The sequence below is a fragment of the Ereboglobus sp. PH5-5 genome, assembly GCF_029504805.1.
Taxonomy (GTDB): domain Bacteria; phylum Verrucomicrobiota; class Verrucomicrobiia; order Opitutales; family Opitutaceae; genus Ereboglobus.
Window position 1 is genome coordinate 79,107 of sequence record NZ_JAQFIT010000001.1, and the last position, 18,945, is coordinate 98,051.

Sequence of the window (18,945 nt, forward strand, 5' to 3'; positions counted from 1 at the left end):
ACCGGGGTGGCACGAACGCCACCCCGGATTAACAGGACGCGGCATGCGCCGGCACCAAGGCCGCGGACTTATGCGACGATCGCCGATTCCTGCGCCAGGAACGCTTCTTCTTGTTTCGTGAGGAAGTCCAGGACCGCCTCAATCAAAAGGCTTTCGCGAATCACCTCGATCTGGCCGTTTTTGTTATAAGCGGCGCGAAGCTTGGCGGGGCTCATGCCAACCGAGCCCGCCACATTTCGGAGGTGCTCCTCCAAACGCGTCTCGCTGACCGTGATGCCGTGGCGGTCCGCCACCTCGTGCGCGATGATGTGCAGGAGCGCGTTGTGCTCGGCCTCGTCCCACAACTTTGAGCCCGGCTGCACAATGTCGCGCTGCATGGAATCGAGCTCCTTGCGAATGATCGGCTCCGGCACATTGCATTCCGTGTTGGCAACCAGCCATTCCCTCGCCTCCGTGCGCCGCGTGTGCTTGCTGTCCGTCACGGGCTCAAAGCTCCCGCAATCGGGCAGCGACACCTCGGGGCGCAAAAGCAATTCAATCGTGCAAACGAATTTTTCCCCGGGCTCGAGCGAGGCCTGGAGAATCAAAAGCGGACCGACCGTGCGGATTCCCTTTTCAACGAGAACCGAGCGGATCAACCGCGACGCGCACCGCCGAATGGTCTCCGCCCGTATCTCGCGGCTGAAGCAATTGGCGGTGATGATCGCGGGCACCTCGCCCTGCGAAAAACCGGGAACCGGGATGTCACGATAAAGCGCGCAGGCTTCCGCGTAGTCCGAGGCGGCCGTGCTCCACGCCGCTTCAAGCGTAATGCGGATACAGCCCGGGGTTACTTGCATGAATGATGTATACATTTTGGGATTTTCCTATGGGTTAATATACTGCGAGGGCGGGTTGACCAAGCTGGACAGTCCATATCACTGAAAACATATGAGCTGTAATATAATTTTTTCCGGATGTGGCGTCCAAAAGTGTATAATAAGTATGAAAAAACCCCCGCCCCGGAGGGAGAAACCCCGTCGCGCGCATTTTACCATCCTCCATTATGTTATAAAATTCGAGCGAACTCGAAGGCACTTGCGGCCCCGCGCAATCATAATTTCGCAACAATATTTATTAAATTATATAATCAATTGGCCCGAATTGTTAATATAAAGTCAAACGCCCGCCGCCCAAAACTCCGGCAATGGCGCAACCGTCGCGCAAAAAAACCTCCCGCTTCCTTTCGCCAGTCACCGCCAACCAAACAGACTTAACGGCGTTTTTCATAATTCGCCCGCGGCGGTAAATGAATTTTAACCTTGTTTGTTGACCAATAAGTCAACAAAGTATGCCGCATGGGACGCACAAGCAATGCCGATCAACGCCTGATGGACGCCGCGCTCTCGCTTATCTGGGAGCGGAGCTACGGCGCCATTACCGTTGATGACATTTGCCGGAAAGCGGAAGTAAAGAAGGGGAGTTTTTATTACTTTTTCGATTCCAAGGCGGACCTGGCCGTCGCGGCGTTGGATCGCTATTGGCGTGAGCAGAAACCATTGTGGGACAGCCAGTTCTCGCCAACTATAGAACCAATGCAACGCATCCGTGCGCATTGTGATGCCGTCTATCGGCAACAAGTCGCGATCAAGGAACGCACGGGGCGCGTGCTGGGGTGCCCGTTTTGCACACTGGGTTCCGAAATTTGCAAACAAGACGAGGCGATTCGCGCCAAGATTTGCGAGATCCTCAGCAACAAGACAAAATATTGGGAATCAGCAATAAACGACGCACAAAAGGAAGGCCTTGCCGCCCCGGGAAATAGCGCCGAAAAGGCTCGTTGCGCAATGGCGTATTTCGAGGGTTTGCTCGCGCAGGCGCGCCTGCACAATAACGCCGAAACACTTGCGTCGCTCGGAGATCGGGTGTGCGAACATATGCTGGCCAGCAGGGACAGCTCACCAGGCAAGCCCAGCTCGCCGAGTGCGCCAACCTCAGTGGAAACGACCGCCCCGCCCGTGGAATCAGAGGAATTCGACCCGACCAAGTATTAATAGACAACTAGTCAACTATTCAAAAACTATGCCGCGGTGAGAATTTCAGCCGCAACCATATCTTCATTTTTCGTTATGGACACATCAGAAAACACAATCACAACCGCCCAGCTTCTTGGCGCGCTCAACTGGAGATATGCGACGAAAAAGTTCGACGCATCAAAAAAGATTCCCGCCGAAACGTGGGCCGCGCTGGAGAAGGCGCTCGTGCTTTCGCCGTCGGCGTTCGGCCTGCAGCCGTGGAAGTTTTTCGTGGTGAACGACCCCGCGGTGCGCGCGCGCCTGGTCGAGGCCTCCTACGGGCAGACACAACCGGCGGATGCCTCGCATTTTGTCGTGTTCGCCCTCCGCAAAAACATCGGCGACGAATATCTGGACAACTACCTGAGGCGCGCGGCGCAAGTTCGCGGCGTGCCCGCCGAAACGCTCAAGCCTTTCCGGCAGGCGATTGAGAGCAGCATTGAGCAACAGGCCAAAGCCGGCGTTCTGGATATCTCGCAAGCGCAGCAGTCGTTCATCGCGCTCGGGCAGTTCATGACATCGGCGGCGCTGCTCGGCATCGACACATGCGCGCTCGGGGGCATCGACCGCGAAAAATACGCGGAGATTCTCGGGCTCGACCGCGAAAGCCACATGCCGCTTGTCGCGTGCGCCGCCGGTTATCGCGCCGCCGATGACAAATACTCGTCAATTCCAAAAGTGCGTTTTGAGGATAGCGAAGTAATCACACATGTGTAAAGTGACTGGAATGCGGCTCTCCGGAGCCGCATGAAAATCACCGCACACACCATTGATTACCGCCATGCCAACGCTTCAGGAACTCGCCAACCCGTCCGTCCTCACGCAGCCCGTTTACGAACCGGGCAAGCCCATCGAAGACGTTGCCCGCGAACTCGGCCTCGATCCCGACGGCATCATCAAAATCGCGTCGAACGAAAATCCCGCCGGGCCGTCGCCGCTCGGCATCGAGGCGGCGTGGCGCGCGCTCGCGCAGGCGCAGCTTTATCCCGACGGCGGATGCGTTGCGCTGCGCGCCAAGCTCGCCGAAAAATGGCGGCTTTCGCCGGAGCAGTTTGTGGTCGGCAACGGCTCCAACGAATTGCTCGAACTCGTGGGGCGCGTGTTCCTGCGCCCCGGCGACGAGGTGGTGATGGGCGCGCCCGCGTTTGCCGTGTATAAGCTGGTCGCGCTGCTCTTCGGCGCGAAGCCGGTCGAGGTGCCGCTCATCAACCACACGCACGACCTCGCCGCGATGCTGCGCGCGGTCACGCCGCGGACGCGCATCGTTTATTACGCCAGCCCGAACAACCCGACCGGCACGGTCAACAGCGCCGGGGAAATCCTCGATTTCGCGCGCGCGCTGCCGCCGCATGTCGTGCTTGTGTTCGACGAGGCCTACGCGGAATTTGTCGAGGCCGACGGCGACGCGCCGGACATTCGCCCGCTGATCGCCGAGGGCCGCCACGTGATCGGCTTGCGCACGTTTTCCAAGCTCTATGGACTCGCCGCGCTGCGCGTCGGCTACGGATACGCAAGCGCGGAGTTTGCCGCGCTGCTCAACCGCGTGCGCCAGCCGTTCAACGTGAACGCCATCGCGCAAGCCGCCGCCATCGCCGCGCTCGACGACCACGATTTCACGGGGCGCTGCACCAGGGAAAACAAAAGCGGCCTCGCGCAAGTCGAGGAGGGCTGCCGCGCGCTCGGATTGGAGTGCGTGCCGAGCCGCGCGAATTTCATGCTTGTCAAGGTCGGCGACGGCGCGCGCGCGTTTGAGGCATTGCAGCGCCGCGGCGTGATCGTGCGCCCGCTGCGCGGCTATGCGATGCCGGAGTGGATTCGCGTGACGATCGGCACCGCTCCGCAGAATGAGAAGTTTCTGGCAGAGCTGAGGCAAGCCCTCGCATGATTCGCGGCGGAAACCGAAGAGCGCCAAACCGCCCCGCCAAAAGGTTTTCCTTTGCGACAGTCCATGCCGGCGAAATACCAAGGGACGACCTGACGATCGCCGGCTTCCCTCCCCTACTCCGGCAGCCACACCTCAAAGATTGCGCCGTGTTCGGGCGGGGCGGCGTTGCGCACCGAGACCACGCCGCCATGCGCCTCGATAATCGCGCGCACCAAACTCAATCCCAAGCCGAGGCCGGTTTGCGAGCGGCTCTGGTCGCTGCGATAAAGCCGCTCCCAGATTCGCCCCTGCTCGGCCTCGGGCACGCCGGGGCCGTTGTCACTGACCGCGAGCAGCGCGCCGTTTTGGATGCCGCGGCTTTCGGCGCGCGCGCCCAACATCACGCGTCCGCCGTCGGGCGTGTATTTGAGCGCGTTGTCCACCAGGTTCACGATGACCTGCCGCAGGCGTATCGGATCGGCGGATACAAACAGGGGGGCGGCAAACGGCGCGACTTCCAGGGTCTGCGCGCGCGCGTCGGCGACGTCGGCATACAGGTCGCACGCGGCGCGCAGGATCGTCTCCACGTTGCATTGCTCGCGCTTGAGCTTGAGCATGCCGGAGTCGGCCTCGGAAATTTCCATGAGCGCGCGCAGCAGGCGCAGCACCTCGTCGGAGCGCTCGATGTTGTCGGCGAGCGCGTCGCGCATGGCCGGCTCGCCGCCGTTGGCGAGCGCGAGCTCGGCGGTGCCGCGCATGCTTGTGAGCGGCGTGCGCAAGTCGTGCGCGACGTTGTCGAGCGCCTCGCGCATGGAGCGGAGCAGCGCGGCGTTTTTGTCGAGCACGGTGTTGAAGAGGCGCACGAGCTCGGCGATGTCGTTGTCGCGCCTGGGCTCGGCCACGCGCGCGTCGAGCGCGCCGGTGCTGATGATTCGCTGCGCCGTGTCGATGACGCCCTGGAGCGGCTTGACGGCGCGGCGCGCGGCGAACCAGCCGACGGCAAAGCCCACCAGCACGACCGCCCCGGCCACAAACGTGAATGTGCGCTGGAGCGGCTTGAGCAGGGTGGCGCGGTTGTTTGTGCTGACGCCCACTTGCAGCAGGGAGCCGCCGCGCAGCATTTTTGAAAACACAATCAGGTCCTCCTGCTGGTCCTGCGGCACGCGCCACGAGTAAACTTGCTGCTCCGTCCAGAAACCCCAGCTGTCGGGCACCCTCACGCGCTTGGCCTCCTTGTCGATCCAGTCGCCCGGGACTATCAGGATGGGCGTGGCGCCGCTTGGCATGATCAGGCGGACAAACAGCGGACGGTCGAGCAGTGTGTTTGATCCGCGATACAGCGCGAGTTGCAGGCCGGGCTCGCCCTGCGTCCTGTAAATGTGCGCGTATTCCTCGATGCGGTTCCTGACCGCGTCCTCGTCGCGCTGCGCGAGTTGTTTCCCCAGCAGCCAGTAGAGCAGGATGAACAGCGCCGTAAAGCCGACGGTGAACAGCAGCGCGAACGTCACGCTCAGGCGGATCGCCACCGAGCGGCGTATTTGTTTAATGGCTCCCCTTGAAAACATAACCGACGCCCCTCACCGTTTCGATGCGCGTTTTGTCGGGATCAACTTTCATGCGCAACCGGTGCATGAGCACATCGACGACGTTGGTTTGCGGATCGAAGCTGTAATCCCACACATGTTCGAGAATCATTGTCTTTGTGAGCGGCCTGCCCGGGTTGCGCATCAGGTATTCGAGCAGCGAAAACTCGCGCGGCTGCAGCTCCACTTTTTGCCCGGAGACCGTCACCTCGCGCGTCACCAGGTCCATGACGACGTCGTTCACCGAAAGCCGCATCGCCTCGGGGGCGCGCGTGGCGCGGCGTATCAACGCCTGCAGGCGCGCCGAGAGTTCGGCAAACGCGAAGGGTTTCGTCAGGTAGTCGTCGCCGCCGGCCTGAAGCCCCTTGATGCGATCCTCCACGGTGGCGCGCGCGCTCAAAAAAAGCACCGGCAAATCGGCGCGGTGGTTGCGCAGGCGCTTGACGAGCGAGAGGCCGTCGAGCCGCGGCAGCATCACATCGACGATGGCGGCGTCGTAAGGCGTGTTCATTGCGAGCGCGAGCCCCGTGTCCCCGTCGGGCGCGTGGTCCGCGGCGTAGCCCTCCTGCTTGAGTCCCTTGACCACAAACTGGGCGATTTTTGCATCATCTTCGACAACGAGAATCCTCACGGCACGCATGAGAGCATAGTTGCGGGCGTTGCGGAAGAAATATGTGCGGACGGGTGAATGGGCGCGAAGGTGACTCCGCTATTCCGCGCCGGCGCACGGCGTTGCCGGGAGATTGCGCGCGATGTCGTCGGCGAGGGCGGCGGCGGCTTGGCCGAGGAGCGTGGCGAGGGCGGAAGCATCCTTGCCGTCCCAGTCGGCGGCGGGGGCGGTGAATTGGCGGATGCCCGTGACCGCGTTACCTCCCGGCGCCGTAATTTCATATTCGGCGGTGAAGCGCGCGACGGGGGACGCCCCGGCAGCCGGAACCGCGCCTTCGCATTCGATGATGCGGATGCCCACGTCGTAATCGCGTTTCACGCGGCCGGGACGGAGTTCCACGCCGGACACGGAATTGGTGGCGATGAGACGCTCGCTCACGATGCGCGTGATTCCGGCCTCAAGCGTCTCCGCCCAGCGGGAGAATTCGTGATAAACAATTTCACTGGTTCCGTGGCGCACGGCGATGTTTCGGCGCGCGCGCAGGTAGGAGGGAACCTCGATGGCGCGAAGGGTGAGGAATGGCTTGCCCTTGTTTATTTCGCCGGCACCGGTTTGCGCCCCATCGGACGGCATCGTGAGCACGTAATAGCGTGTCGGGTCGGCCTTGGGTTCGGGCACGATGGAGCAACCGGAGGCCAGAAGGATAGAGGCCAGAAGGCCAGAAAGCCAGAGGACGGAGGATAGAAAACGGAGGGATCGGATGGTGGTCATGGAAAGGGAGGAGTTTGCAGTTTACGGTTTACAGTTGGCGCGCTGCCGCGCGGTGAGGAATTTTAAGATGGGATTTTAGGATTCCGGTCTCTGGCTTTCTGGCCTCTGGTCTTCTGGTATTCTGACTTTCACGGTTGTTTTTTTCCGGAGATAATCGCGCTGGGATTTCGTTCGAGATAGTCGAGAAGCTGCTGGAGGGTTTCCGCTGTTTCACTGAACTGGCGGAGGGCGCGCGTGGCGTCCTCACCGAGTCCGCCCTGCGCCTCGACCAATTGTTTGGCGGCGTCCGCCGCCTCGCCGACCTTGTTGATGGCGGTTTGCGCGTCAACGAGCACGGTGTCGAGGCGCTCGCCGACCGGCCCGACAGCACGATCGAATCTTGAAAGGGTGCGGCGAAACTCGGCGATGGCGGAGCTCATGTCGATGAACATCCTTCGCACCTCGGCAGACTCGGCGAGCGAGGCGACGGATTTGCCGGCGCGAGTGAGCTCGGTGTTGAGGGAGGCAAGATCGAGCGAGTTGACCTGGCCGCGCAGGTCCTTGATGAGGCCGCGGAGCTCGTGTGTGAATTCGGGAAGGTTCATGCGCTTCACATCGGCGAGCAGGTCGGTGATGTTGGCCTGAAGCGCGGCGATGGCGGAAGTCGTGGCGGGAATGACGACGTAGCCTTTGTCGTCCAGCATGGTCACGGCGGGCGGAGGCTGGTTTGCGAACTCCGAGGGATTTCGGAAATCGAGCTCGACGAAGAGCAGCCCGGTGGCGAGGCCCTGGATGCCGAGCTCGGCGCGGAGTCCGTGCTTGATCATTTGTTGCAGGCTCTTGCGGTCGTTGACGTCGATGAGGGAGCCCTTGCTGTCGACTATGATGTTGCGGCTGAACTCGCAGACGACCGCGACGACGGATGCGTTGGTGGCCCCGTTGTAAACGACATTCATGTCGACCACGCGCCCGACGCGCACGCCGCGGAGTTTCACGGGCGAGCCGAGGTCGAGCCCGTGCGTCGATTCGTCAAAATACACGATGAAGCGTTTCGGGCTGGAGAAAAAATTGATGCCGCCAAAGGACACGATGCCAACGATGGCGATCAGTATGGCGCCTAGGACAAATAAGCCGACCAAGGTCGGGCTGACTCTGGTTCTCATGGGAAAAGTTTAAGTTTGAAGTTCGGGTTCATTGAGAGGGACGGGAATTAGTTTTCATTTCTTCACCTTAAACTCGTCGCGCTGAGGCCGGGCGAGCGCGCCGCGCTGCAGGAAATCGCGCACGCGGGTGTCGGTGCTCGACACGGCGAGTTGCGCGGGCGGACCCTCGGCGATGGCGCCCCGCGCCTCGCGATCAAGCATCAGGATGCGGTCGGCGATGCCGTAGATGCTGGCGAGCTCGTGCGAAACGATGATGAGCGTGGTGCCGAGGCTGTCGCGGATGGAGAGCAGGAGATTGTCGAGGTTGCGCGAGGTTACGGGGTCGAGTCCGGCGGAGGGCTCGTCGAAGAAAACGATCTTGGGGTCGAGCGCGAGGGCGCGAGCGAGGCCCGCGCGTTTTTTCATGCCGCCGCTGATTTCCGAGGGATAATAGTCCTCGAAGCCGCTGAGGCCGACCTGTGCGAGTTTGTGCGCGACGACAATGTCGCGCTCCTGTTTTGTAAGCGTGGTGTATTCCTCGAGGGGAAGCGCGACGTTTTCGCGAAGCGTGAGCGCGCTCCAGAGCGCGGCGCTCTGGTAGAGGACGCCGAAAGTTTTGAGGTGTTCGCGACGGCGCGCGAGGTTGGCGTTGGTGAAGTCCTCGCCGAAATAAACCACGCGGCCCGCCGTCGGCTGGTGAAGGCCGATCATGTGCTTGAGGAGCGTGCTTTTGCCGCAACCGCTGCCGCCGACGATAAAAAAGATTTCCCCGCGCTTGACGGTGAAGTTGATGTTCTCGATCACAACGCGCCCGTCGTAACCGCAGCGCAGGTTTTCAACACCGATGGCGGTTTGCGCGCCGGACGCGGCAGGGCGGTGCGGTGACGGGGTGTTGGAAGCGGGAGTGTTCATTCTACATTATGCATTCTTTATTAGCGCGCGGCGCGTCACCATCCGAGAATATTGAAGAGCACCGCGTAAACGGCGCAGGCGACGATTATGTAGAGCATGGCGGTGACGACCGCGGAGGTGGCGGCGCTGCCGACGCCGGCGGAATCGCGCCGGGCCTGAAGTCCGCGCAGGCAGCCGGCGAGCCCGATGATGATGCCGTAGGTGGCGGCCTTGATGAGGCCGGTGGTGATGTCGGACATGTCGAGCGCGGACTGCATCTGAATCCAGTAGGCGGAGGGCGAGATTTTGAGAAGCAAGGCGGCGACGGTCATGCCGCCGAGATTGCCGAGCGCGTTGGAATAGAGGGAAAGCAGCGGCATCATAATCGCGAGCGCGACGATGCGCGGGATGACAAGGAAATCGACGGGGCGAATGCCGAATGTGACGAGCGCGTCGATTTCCTCGCCGGTCTTCATGTTGGCGATCTGCGCGGCAAACGCGCCGCCGGTGCGCCCGGACAAAACGATGCCGGTCATCATCGCGCCCATCTCGCGAACCATGGCGAGCGCGACGAGGGTGGCGATGAAGATGTCACCTCCGTATTGGCGGAGCACAACGGCGCCGATGTAGGCGAGGATGACGCCGACGAGAAAGCTGATGAGCCCGACGATGGGCAGCGCCATGGCGCCGCAGCGTTGCATTTCCTGAAGGCAGTCGCGCCAGCGAAATTTCTTCGGATGGCGCGCGAGGTGAAACGCGCTGATCACGCATTCGCCGACAAACTGCGTGAATTGTTTGGCCTGCTTGTAGGCGGAGACGGAGGCGAGACCGGCCGTGGCGAGAATGTTGGGGCGGCGCTGCCTGTCGATCGGGCGCACGCGCGCATCGCGCATGGACTTGAGCGGCCGGCGAATGTTTTCGGGAAGCGCGCTTTCGTCGGGCTCCACCTGGTTGTTTTCGCACCAGTCGAACGCCTCGCGCAGGAAGAGGACGAGCGAAGTGTCCCATTCCGTCACCTGTGAAGTGTCGGGGCGAAGCCTGCCGGCCTTTAATGCGAGCGCGGCGAGGCTGGCGGTGTCGAACGATGCCCATTCGGGCGTGCCGCCGGTGATTTGCCACGAGCCGCCGAGCTCAAGTCGAACGCCGTCCTGGTCCGGAACGGCGCGCGCCCGCGCTGCGGTGGATGTTGTCGTGGTGGAAATGCTCATTCGCACAAAATAACTGGTTCATTATTGGGAAAACCTAAACGCAAAAGTGTGCCACGTTTTGCAGGGCGCATCCCAAGATTTTGCAATGTTTCGTAAAATATACGGTTAAATCCCCGCATAAGCGCGCGCAAAGGAAGTCTGGGCGGCGTCACCGCGGCGCGGGCGGAACCGCAGGGACGCGCCTTGCGGGCGCACGCGAGGTGCGCGCCCACGAAACCCAGGCGGGCTTTGGAAAGTTTTAATTGTAATCTTTCGCGGCGGAAAGACCGGTTGTGAATTCCTTCACCGAATAGGTGTTTCCGAAACGGTCTGTCGCGCGGACCTCGACGCGGGCGTTTGGATTTTTCAAGGTGTGCCGGTAAAGGTGCGTGTTTTCGCCGTTTCCGCCGGAGGCATACGACTTGCGCTTGAGCTCGCCCACATGGTAACCGGCGGCATAGGCATCGACCATCCGGGGAAGTTTTTTCAACGGGCCGGCCTCCACACCGTCTTCGTAGGCGATAATTTTCCACGACGGATCGGAGTTCCAGACATCGACGACGATGTCGTCCGCGGTTTGATAATAAGTGAAGTGGCCGCCGGGGCCGCCGAAGCGCGCGTCGCCGCGATACATCCGCATCTGGAAATCGAGGCCGCGCCTGATGGATTTGTAGGCCCAGTTCGCGGCCTTGTTTCCGTTGAAGGTGTAGAAGGCGAAACCGTTTGGCGTGCCGTCGGTGTTGAGCGTGGACCGCCACCACGCGCCGCAGGCGGTGGCGTGGGTGTGCTCGAAGGCGTCGATCGGCTGGGTGATGACGAGATTCTCCTGGGTGTGCATGTGGCCGGCCATGAGCTGCACGTCGGCGTAGCCTTTCAACAGGGAGAGCACGGCCTCGCGGTTTTGCAGGGAGTTGTCGGCGCGCAACGGGGCGTGGTAAGCGAGAACGATGGCTTTGTTTTTCGGCACAAAGCGCAGGTTCTGGCGGAGCCACTCGACCTGCTCGTCGGTGAAGCCGACTTTGTAGTTTTTCCTGTCGCCGTAGAGGATGTTGTCCATGCCGATGATGTGAACGCCGCCGCGATTGAAGGAGTAGTTGAGCGGGCCAAAGACGTTTTCAAAATTCTCGCCGGATTTATAGTCGTCGTTTTTGACGGCCTCGTTGTGATCGTGGTTTCCGATGACGGCGAAGAAGGGTATTTCGGCGAGGCTGGTGATGTCGCGCATGGGTTCGAGAAACTGCAGGTTGTCGTGGACGACATCGCCGAGGAGAATGGCGTAGCAGGGCAGGCGCGAGGCCTCGCCGAATGCGCGAAGGTCGGCGATGGTCTCCTCCTTGTAACGCGCGAGGTTGGCGTCGATGCGCGTCTGGGGGTCGCCAACACAAACGAGCGTAAATTCCCTCTCGGGCGCGGGAAGCCTCGCGAGGTCGAAGTTGTGGCGGTTGCCATTTCCGAGTTTTGTCCAGAACTTGGCCAGGCTGTTCTTGCCGGGCGCGCCGCCGGTTTCAACGACGAAGTTTTCCGGCGTGGAATAATACACCATGCGCGCCTTCGAGTTGCGCTTCATTTGATAAACGCCCCTCGCGTCGGTGGCGACGCACTGGAAACCGTCGCTTACGACAACGCCCGCGACGGGCGCGCCGGTTTCGTCGAGAATGCTTCCGTAGAGGTCGATGCCGGCGTCCGGTTTGATGTCGGGGTGAGTGCCTTTTGCAAAAGCGATGCCGGAGACGGCAAGGAAAAGAAACGCGGCGATGGCGCGCGCGATGCGGTGCATGGTGGTGATGGATGTCGGGTGATGGGTGGTCATAATTGAGAAAGGAGCCGGTGCGAAAGGAGTCAGGAGTCAGAATACAGGAGTCAGGAGGGGCGCTGCCGCGCCAATGGAAAAGGTTAAATTAAAAGATAAAATGTAAGAGCGTCCGACTGGCGTTTGGCTCGAAACCGGCCTCCGGTATTTTGGTTTTCCACTTTCAGCCCTTCAGTCTTTCAGTCCTTCAGCCCTTGCCCTGGCCTCCGGATATTTCTCAAGGAATTCGAGCAATTCCGCCCGCATCTCTTTCACGGCGTTTTGAGTGGACTGGTTCTTCAACATTTCCTCCACGATAATTTGCCCGAGAAGCCGACCCGCCTGGGTGTCGCTCGGATAATGCGCGCCCGCGAGGACTCGGCTCCACATGATTTCCCGCGCGGCATCGTCGAAAAGCGTTTTATACTCGGGCAACGCCCCGCCCAAAAACATCGCCCAGAGCACGCCGCAGGAGGAATGGCCGCTTGGATAGGAGGCGCTGCGCGGCACGTCCACGCAAGGCTCGACTCCGAGGCCGCGTTTGTGGGGACGAACGCGATTCCATTGGTTTTTGGACGCAATCATGACCACGCGGCGCTCCGCCGTTGCCTGCCGCAAAATCGCGGCCGTGCGGGGCAGGTTTTCCCCGGTGAACGCGGGACCGAAAACAACCTGCCCCATGCAACCCTCCTCAATGGACAGGAATGCGTGCGCGTTGATGCGCACGGCGCGCGCGACTTGCTCCGGCGTGCGATCTTTTTGGACTTGGAGCAGTGTTTCCACGTCGGCCATTCCGGCGGGAGAATCGTTCGCGGGCGGCGGCGGAATCTTCGCAAGAATGAGTTCGTGATCCGTTGTCAGAAAGCGCGGCGTCGCGAGCTTTGCGAGGATGTCCTCATGCTCCGTGGTCAGGTGGTGAATCGGCGGAGCCCCGAAGGCAGCGGCAAGGCCGGACGCCAACAACAGCGTTATGGTGAGCAGCTTTTTCATGGGTAGCATCTGGTTTGGCGTTTCGGCGGGAAGTGCGGTTGCCCGGTGTTTGATTGCGAAAGGCGGATGTTTCCTGAAAGCAAAGCCGGGACACGCGCGATTGAGCAAATCAAAAGACAGGATTTCCAGGAGCCGGACGCATCCCAAGATTAGGCGGCGTCTGGCGAAACGCGCGGGTGAAAACGAGCGCGCACAAGAACGCGCACGGGCAACCGGGTGTCGCGACAAAGTTTTCCTCGAAATCCCGCGCCATTGTCTCCGAGGCAAAAACGAGCCGCGTCATATGTGACCGCCAGCGTCGCGAGCGCCTGCGAGTGAACCGCCTTGTGTTGGGCGGAGAGACCGGGAAACGGAACTTCCTTATGGAAAGCAAACGCCGGGGAAAACTCCCGGGCCTCCCGCGGCGGCAAGATTTAACATTGCATTGAAACTTGTTGAAAACCGCGCGGCGTTGTAAAGCCACGCCTCAGAATTTCATGCTCCTCGCGCTCAACAAACCCTACGGCGTGCTTTCGCAATTCACGCCCGAGCCCGGCTCGCGCTGGTGCTCGCTCGCGGACATCTCCGCGCCCGCGCCGCTGCCGCCGCGCGTGTATCCCGTCGGGCGTCTCGACGCCGACAGCGAGGGGCTGTTGCTGCTCACCGACGAGCGCGCGCTTGTCGACCGCCTGCTCAATCCCGCCCGCGCCCATGCGCGCGAGTATTTTGCGCAGGTTGAAAACATCCCCGAGCCCGGCGCGCTTGCGCGGCTCGCGCGCGGCGGCATCGTCATCGGCGGACACCGCGCGCTGCCGTGCCGCGCGGAGTTGATTGATCCCGCCTCGCCGGAAGTCGCCGCGATTCCGCCGCGCGATCCGCCGATTCGAGTTCGCAAAAACATACCCGACGCGTGGCTCTCGCTCGAACTCACCGAGGGCAAAAACCGCCAGGTTCGGCGCATGACCGCCGCCGTCGGGCATCCGACGCTGAGGCTCGTGCGCGTGCGCATCGGCGCCCTCCGCCTCGCCGCGCTCGGACTCGCCCCCGGCGAGTGGCGCGAACTCACAACCGCCGGGCGCGAAGCGTGTTTTTCGTAGCGCGGGCATCCTGCCCGCACAGACCTTCAAACCGGCGGGCAGGATGCCCGCGCCCCCAGGGGCTACTTTCTTTTCGCCGTCGCCTGCGGCGTTTGCGGCAGGGCCACGCTTTCGCGCTTGATCAAACCATACGGCAAAATCGTGTGGGGCTGCGGCCTTTCCCCGTCCAGGCACGCCTCGATGACATCGGCGGTGGACGCGGCCATCGCCGCATAGTCGGGCGAAATCGTCGTCAGCGGGGGAACCGTGTAGTTGGAAAACGCCGTCTGCTCCGAGGCGATGAGCGAGATGTCATCCGGCACCCGGCGCTCGTAAAGCGAGAAGGCGTAATACGCCATGACCCCGGCGTTTCCCCCCGGGCAAAACAGGGCGTCCACACCGCGCTTCAACAGTTTCCCGATCAACTCCACATACCGTTCGGAGCCCGGCCCGGAAAACATGACCAGCGAATCGTCGCAAGGGAGCTTTCGCGCGTTCAGCGCGCGAATGACGGCGGCGTGCCGCAGGTCGGCGTTGCCCGTGCCCGGATCGCCATGGACGATGCAGCCGATCTTGCGGCAACCGCGTTCGTGGAGATGCGAGATCGCGATCTTCATGCCCTGGGCCTCGTCCGAGCGAACATAGAACACATGGGACGGATTGGGCTTTCCGTCGCGATCCATGATGACCAGCGGAACGGGAAACCGGTCGGGCCAGTCGGCAAAGTCGGCGGGCTCGGCGCCGATGGCGACCGCGGCGCAAAACTGCATGTCCTCAAGCCGGTCGCGATTGTTGACGGGCAGTATTTCCAGGCGGAAGCCGCGCCGCGGCATCTCCTGCGTGAGCGCCATCAGAATCATGTCCACGCAACTCTGCACCGGCCACACCGCGTTGTAGGGCGTGATGATGACCACGTTCTTTTGCTTGAGCGAAAGCCGGGGGTGGTAGCCGTGCTCGCGCGCCGCGGCAAACACGCGCTTGCGCAAGTCGGGACGGATGTTCGGGTGGTGGTTGAAAACCCGCGAGATGGTCGCAATCGACACTCCCGTGAGGCGCGCGAATTCCTGAATCTTTATCATGGAGGGCTTGCTCATGGCTTGAAAATAGGGGCTGTTTTTCTAAAAATTTTCCAAAGTTTCAAAAAACAAAATCAATTTTCAATGATAATATTGAAATCTTTCTGATAGAATGCCGAGCATGAAACCTCGCACCCGCCCCGTGTCCGCCCTTCGCCATCTTCCCCTGTCTCTCCTCGCCGCGCTCGCCGTGCTTATCTCCTTGCCGGGCGTGGCGGCGCGGGCCCAGACCGCGGCAAATGCCGGTTCCGGCGCCGTCACCGGGCGCGTTTTTAATCCCGCGACCGAGGAATATGTGCGCGACGCGCAAATCCGCGCCGTGCCCACCGGTGAAACTGTTTTCACCGAGGCCGGCGGTTTTTACCAAATCTCCGGCCTGCCCGCCGGCGAGGTCGCGCTTGTGCTCAGCTACGCCGGATTGCCCGACATCACGCGCACCGTCACGGTTGCCGCCGGCGCCACCGCCACGCTTGATTTCGACCTGCCCGTCGCCAGGGCGCCCGCCGTCACCGGAGGCGACGACGACGTGGTCCAGTTGGAAAGGTTCACCGTCACCTCCGAGCGCGAGGGCCAGGCCAAGGTCATCATGCGGCAGCGCGCCTCGATGGACATCGGCCAGTCCATCTCGTCCGACCTTTTCGGCAGCGACCCCGAGGGCAACATCGGCGAGTTCCTCCGCAACGTCCCCGGCATCTTCGTCAACTCCGTTTCCGGCGAGGCCTCCAACGTCAGCATCGGCGGGCTTCCCGCCGAATACACCAACGTCACCGTGGACGGCATGGCCGCCGGCGCCGCCAATCCCCCCGGCGGCGATTTCAACGCCGTCACGCGCGCGCCCTCCTTCGAGTTGATTTCGCTCAACAGCATGGAGTCGATCGACATCTCGCGCACCATCAGCGCGGATGTGGACGCCAGCGCCCCCGCCGGCACCATCAACCTCCGCAGCAAGACCGCATTCGACCGACGCGGCACCCGCTTCGCCGCGCGCCTGGTCGTCAACGCGCACTCCTCCGCGCTCACCCTCGACAAAACGCTCGGCCCCGACGACGACCGCGGCTCGCTCAAAGTCCGCCCCGGTTTCCTCGCCGAGTTCTCCACCGCGGTGCGCAACAAATACGGCCTCATTATCAATATCAGCGAAAGCAACATCTACTCGATCACGCACCGCACCGGCCTCGTCACCGACTACGCCCCCACCGCCGCCGACCCGCGCCCGCAGTTGCCCAACAACTTTTACTTTCAAGAGCAGCCGCGCGTGAACCACCGCTTCGCCGCCACCATCCGCGGCGACTGGCGAATCACGCCCCGACTCACGCTTGGCGCGACCATCAACTACAACAAGACCGACACGTGGAGCAAGCTGCGCAAGGTCGCCTTCAGCGCCGGCCTCGGCACCAACCGCGCCACATCGCTCAACGTCATCGGCAACGCGCCGATGTATTCCTTCGAGACCACCGGCACCACCGCCTTTGCCCAGGTTGAGCAGCGCGCCTCCGTCCTCAACAGCCGCTATTTCGCCCCGCAGGTCCGCCTCGAATACAAACTCCGCGACATCACCCTCGACGCCACGGTCGCCTACTCCGACTCGAAAAGCGTCAGCGACGGTTACGGCCAAAAAGGCGCCGCCTACTTCGCCCGCGCCAACGCCAGGGGCATCAACTTCCGATCCACCCGCACTCCCGGCGCCGACACCTCCGACTTCACCGTCACACAACTCTCCGGCGAGGACATCGCCTCCGGCGCCTCCTTTAACAGGGACACCACCCTCTTTGTGGAGGACGGGCGCAAAAACACCCGCAAGGATTTCACCGCCCAGGCCAACGCCTCCGCGATCACCCGCTGGCTCCTGCCCATCCACTGGAAAGCCGGTCTGAAAAGCCACCAGCAAAAGCGCACTTTCGACCAGGCGTATTGGCTGAAACGCATAGCCTATACCGACACCTCCGCCGCCAATATCTCCGCCCAAAACGCCTCCTTCAAAAGTGCCTACGATTTCGACTTCGGCGATCTTGGCGGCTCCATCATCACGCCCTCCGGCGGCACCATTTTTATGTTCGATCCCGCCGCCATTGCCAGGGTTTGGGATGAGGACCAGACTCGCGACGCCGCCGACAGAATCTTCCGCCCAGCCCCCACCGTCGCCGACTACTACAGCACCAACGTCCTTTACCACCGCAATTTCCGCGAGCGCATAGACGCCGGTTACCTGATGGGCACCACCACCTTCCTCGACAAGCGCCTCACCGTGCGCGCCGGCATCCGTTACGAGGACACCAACATCAAAATACACGAGCCCAACCCGCGCTCCGCCCGCGAGGTCGAGCTCAAAGGCTACACCATCGGCGCCAGCACCGGCTACGCCACCACCACCGAGGGCATAGACTACCAGTTCTTCTCCCTCCCCCGCGCCACCCGCAAATATGACTACGACAACTTCTTCCCCAGCGCGTCCCTGAAATACCTCATCCGCCAAAACCTCGTCTTTCAGCTTGGCTACGGCACCACCATCCGCCGCCCCAACTACGACGACCTCATCGGCGTCATCAACGTCATGAGCAGCCAGAACCGCATCAGCGTCCCCAATATCAATCTGCGTCCTGAAAAAGCCAAAACATTCTCCGCCCGTCTCGCATGGTATTTAAAGAGGGCCGGCCAGCTCTCCGTCGCCGTTTACCAAAACAACATCGACAGCAAAATTCAAAACGAGGAGGTGCCCGTCGAAAGCTACGACGACGTCCTGGCGGACCAATATCCCGGCTACAACGTCTCCACCCGCTTCAACAGCGGCGGCCAGGTTACCACCCGCAGCATGGAGCTTTCCTGGAGCCAAAACCTCGGCATGATCGCCCCTGTCCTCCGCCCCGTCAGTCTCCGCGCCAACTACACGCGCACCTACGCCGACACCATTGTCTCCAACCTCGTCCCGCACACCATCAACGCCGGCATCAGCTACTCGTGGCGCGCGCTGAGCCTCAACGTCAATTGCAACTGGAGCGACGACTTCCCAATCGTCGCCAACGGGGAGAGAATCCGCCGCCACCGCGCCCAGACCGACATCAGCGGCGACTGGCGCATCAGCCAGCGCTACACCGTCTCCTTCAGCGTTCGCAACGTCTTCGACGCGCGCTACGTCTGGCAGGAAAAAAAGGGCGACAACCCGCTCACCCTGTATCTGACCGACCGCGTCGGCTCCGTTGTCAGCCTCTCCGTGAAAGGCCAGTGGTGACCCGCCGCCGCCGGCCCCAGCAAAAAACTGAAAGCCCCGAAAACACAAATCCCAAAACCGCCATGAACCTTTCGCAACACTCCCCCTTGCCATCGTTTTCCGCAACGCTGCCGGCCTCACCGGCGGAAAACTTCCCCCTCGCGTCCGAGCCAGTATTCGGGGCGTCGCGCGTGGTGCCCGAAAGCCAGCACCCAAATTGTTTCATCCAGGATGATGTAGGCGAAGTAATACGGAAACATCCGCAGGTTCACCCGGCGGTATCCGCCCGCGCGCAAGGCCGCCGCCAGCGGGTTGCCCGCGATACGCTCACGCGCGATGCGCGCCTCCTCCTTCAGCTTGGGGCCAAGCCGCTTTTCGATGGCTCCGTAATACTCGACCGCCACGAACAATTCCTCCCGCGCGATTGGCCAAAACTTCACCTTCACGACGGGAATCGACTGTCAAGCTCGGCAAACACCGCATCGGCGTCCACACCTCCGGCGGTCCCGTTTCGCACCGCCTCCGCGCGCCGCGCGATTTCCTCGCCCCAAGCATGCTCAATTTCCGCGCTCAACGGACGCCCCTCATCCACCCCGGCGAACAACTCCAGCGCCAGTTCAGCCTTCTCCGTTGGCGTCAGCCGGGCGATCTCAGCTTTTATTTCAGCAACACTCATGCCCGCCACCCTGTCCCGCTTTTTCAAAATGACAACCCGAAACCCTGCCTCCCACCCATTCAACCCTGTCAAG

Annotated in this window: 17 protein-coding genes; 5 read left to right on the forward strand and 12 right to left on the reverse strand. The window is 61.8% G+C overall.

Annotation, left to right across the window (positions count from 1 at the left end; genetic code table 11):
• Window positions 1-68 precede the first annotated feature (68 nt).
• Window positions 69-854: a trigger factor gene (locus tag M2103_RS00195; RefSeq protein ID WP_277507974.1), complete on the reverse strand. Its 786-nt coding sequence runs from the start codon at window positions 852-854 to the stop codon at window positions 69-71.
• 483 nt (window positions 855-1,337) lie between these two features.
• Here M2103_RS00195 and M2103_RS00200 point away from each other — a divergent pair, with 483 nt between their 5' ends.
• From M2103_RS00200 to hisC, 3 genes are all read left to right on the forward strand, one after another.
• Window positions 1,338-2,033, forward strand: a complete 696-nt coding sequence (locus M2103_RS00200; protein ID WP_277507975.1) for a TetR/AcrR family transcriptional regulator — start codon at window positions 1,338-1,340, stop codon at window positions 2,031-2,033.
• A gap of 75 nt (window positions 2,034-2,108) precedes the next feature.
• The gene (locus M2103_RS00205; RefSeq protein WP_277507976.1) at window positions 2,109-2,771 is read left to right on the forward strand and encodes an NAD(P)H-dependent oxidoreductase; all 663 of its coding nucleotides are present in this window, start codon (window positions 2,109-2,111) and stop codon (window positions 2,769-2,771) included.
• Between the two features lie 64 nt (window positions 2,772-2,835).
• Window positions 2,836-3,939, forward strand: a complete 1,104-nt coding sequence (gene hisC, locus M2103_RS00210; RefSeq protein WP_277507977.1) for a histidinol-phosphate transaminase — start codon at window positions 2,836-2,838, stop codon at window positions 3,937-3,939.
• 113 nt (window positions 3,940-4,052) lie between these two features.
• Here hisC and M2103_RS00215 read toward each other — a convergent pair whose 3' ends face one another.
• The 8 genes from M2103_RS00215 to M2103_RS00250 all read right to left on the reverse strand — a co-directional run bounded on the left by M2103_RS00215 (window position 4,053) and on the right by M2103_RS00250 (window position 12,860).
• A complete protein-coding gene (locus tag M2103_RS00215) occupies window positions 4,053-5,444 on the reverse strand; it encodes a HAMP domain-containing sensor histidine kinase (protein WP_277507978.1) in 1,392 nt (463 codons plus the stop codon).
• Between the two features lie 16 nt (window positions 5,445-5,460).
• Window positions 5,461-6,132, reverse strand: a complete 672-nt coding sequence (locus M2103_RS00220; RefSeq protein WP_108826357.1) for a response regulator transcription factor — start codon at window positions 6,130-6,132, stop codon at window positions 5,461-5,463.
• A 78-nt stretch (window positions 6,133-6,210) separates the two neighbouring features.
• Entirely contained in the window at window positions 6,211-6,882 is a 672-nt protein-coding gene (locus M2103_RS00225; protein ID WP_277507980.1) for an ABC-type transport auxiliary lipoprotein family protein, read from the reverse strand.
• 128 nt (window positions 6,883-7,010) lie between these two features.
• Window positions 7,011-8,024 (reverse strand): MlaD family protein, encoded by a 1,014-nt coding sequence (locus M2103_RS00230; protein ID WP_277507981.1) that lies wholly within the window; start codon window positions 8,022-8,024, stop codon window positions 7,011-7,013.
• A 54-nt stretch (window positions 8,025-8,078) separates the two neighbouring features.
• A complete protein-coding gene (locus tag M2103_RS00235) occupies window positions 8,079-8,915 on the reverse strand; it encodes an ATP-binding cassette domain-containing protein (RefSeq protein ID WP_277507982.1) in 837 nt (278 codons plus the stop codon).
• Window positions 8,916-8,950: 35 nt separating this feature from the next.
• Entirely contained in the window at window positions 8,951-10,102 is a 1,152-nt protein-coding gene (locus tag M2103_RS00240) for an ABC transporter permease (protein WP_277507983.1), read from the reverse strand.
• A gap of 238 nt (window positions 10,103-10,340) precedes the next feature.
• Complete coding sequence (locus M2103_RS00245) at window positions 10,341-11,891, reverse strand: calcineurin-like phosphoesterase C-terminal domain-containing protein (RefSeq protein WP_277507984.1); 1,551 nt, start codon at window positions 11,889-11,891, stop codon at window positions 10,341-10,343.
• A 171-nt stretch (window positions 11,892-12,062) separates the two neighbouring features.
• Complete coding sequence (locus tag M2103_RS00250) at window positions 12,063-12,860, reverse strand: phosphatase PAP2 family protein (RefSeq protein ID WP_277507986.1); 798 nt, start codon at window positions 12,858-12,860, stop codon at window positions 12,063-12,065.
• Window positions 12,861-13,336: 476 nt separating this feature from the next.
• Here M2103_RS00250 and M2103_RS00255 point away from each other — a divergent pair, with 476 nt between their 5' ends.
• Window positions 13,337-13,936, forward strand: coding sequence for a pseudouridine synthase (locus M2103_RS00255; protein ID WP_277507987.1), 600 nt, complete (start codon window positions 13,337-13,339; stop codon window positions 13,934-13,936).
• Between the two features lie 62 nt (window positions 13,937-13,998).
• Here the strand turns inward: M2103_RS00255 and M2103_RS00260 are convergent, their stop codons facing one another.
• The gene (locus M2103_RS00260) at window positions 13,999-15,009 is read right to left on the reverse strand and encodes a LacI family DNA-binding transcriptional regulator (RefSeq protein WP_277507988.1); all 1,011 of its coding nucleotides are present in this window, start codon (window positions 15,007-15,009) and stop codon (window positions 13,999-14,001) included.
• Window positions 15,010-15,112: 103 nt separating this feature from the next.
• On the opposite strand from M2103_RS00260, the gene M2103_RS00265 reads away from it, so the two are divergent.
• Window positions 15,113-18,217 carry a TonB-dependent receptor gene (locus M2103_RS00265; protein WP_277507989.1) on the forward strand — a complete coding sequence of 1,035 codons (3,105 nt, stop codon included), beginning with the start codon at window positions 15,113-15,115 and terminating at the stop codon, window positions 18,215-18,217.
• 116 nt (window positions 18,218-18,333) lie between these two features.
• Here the strand turns inward: M2103_RS00265 and M2103_RS00270 are convergent, their stop codons facing one another.
• Together M2103_RS00270 and M2103_RS00275 are read right to left on the reverse strand one after the other, a co-directional pair.
• Window positions 18,334-18,636 (reverse strand): hypothetical protein, encoded by a 303-nt coding sequence (locus tag M2103_RS00270; RefSeq protein WP_277507990.1) that lies wholly within the window; start codon window positions 18,634-18,636, stop codon window positions 18,334-18,336.
• Between the two features lie 2 nt (window positions 18,637-18,638).
• Complete coding sequence (locus M2103_RS00275; RefSeq protein ID WP_277507991.1) at window positions 18,639-18,944, reverse strand: addiction module protein; 306 nt, start codon at window positions 18,942-18,944, stop codon at window positions 18,639-18,641.
• Window position 18,945: the final 1 nt, after the last annotated feature.

Coding starts and splice junctions, on each gene's coding strand:
- M2103_RS00195 (WP_277507974.1), bottom strand. CDS start 854: ATGTATACATCATTCATGCAAGTAACCCCGGGCTGTATCCGCATTACG.
- M2103_RS00200 (WP_277507975.1), top strand. CDS start 1,338: ATGGGACGCACAAGCAATGCCGATCAACGCCTGATGGACGCCGCGCTC.
- M2103_RS00205 (WP_277507976.1), top strand. CDS start 2,109: ATGGACACATCAGAAAACACAATCACAACCGCCCAGCTTCTTGGCGCG.
- hisC (WP_277507977.1), top strand. CDS start 2,836: ATGCCAACGCTTCAGGAACTCGCCAACCCGTCCGTCCTCACGCAGCCC.
- M2103_RS00225 (WP_277507980.1), bottom strand. CDS start 6,882: ATGACCACCATCCGATCCCTCCGTTTTCTATCCTCCGTCCTCTGGCTT.
- M2103_RS00230 (WP_277507981.1), bottom strand. CDS start 8,024: ATGAGAACCAGAGTCAGCCCGACCTTGGTCGGCTTATTTGTCCTAGGC.
- M2103_RS00235 (WP_277507982.1), bottom strand. CDS start 8,915: ATGAACACTCCCGCTTCCAACACCCCGTCACCGCACCGCCCTGCCGCG.
- M2103_RS00240 (WP_277507983.1), bottom strand. CDS start 10,102: ATGAGCATTTCCACCACGACAACATCCACCGCAGCGCGGGCGCGCGCC.
- M2103_RS00245 (WP_277507984.1), bottom strand. CDS start 11,891: ATGACCACCCATCACCCGACATCCATCACCACCATGCACCGCATCGCG.
- M2103_RS00250 (WP_277507986.1), bottom strand. CDS start 12,860: ATGAAAAAGCTGCTCACCATAACGCTGTTGTTGGCGTCCGGCCTTGCC.
- M2103_RS00255 (WP_277507987.1), top strand. CDS start 13,337: ATGCTCCTCGCGCTCAACAAACCCTACGGCGTGCTTTCGCAATTCACG.
- M2103_RS00260 (WP_277507988.1), bottom strand. CDS start 15,009: ATGAGCAAGCCCTCCATGATAAAGATTCAGGAATTCGCGCGCCTCACG.
- M2103_RS00265 (WP_277507989.1), top strand. CDS start 15,113: ATGAAACCTCGCACCCGCCCCGTGTCCGCCCTTCGCCATCTTCCCCTG.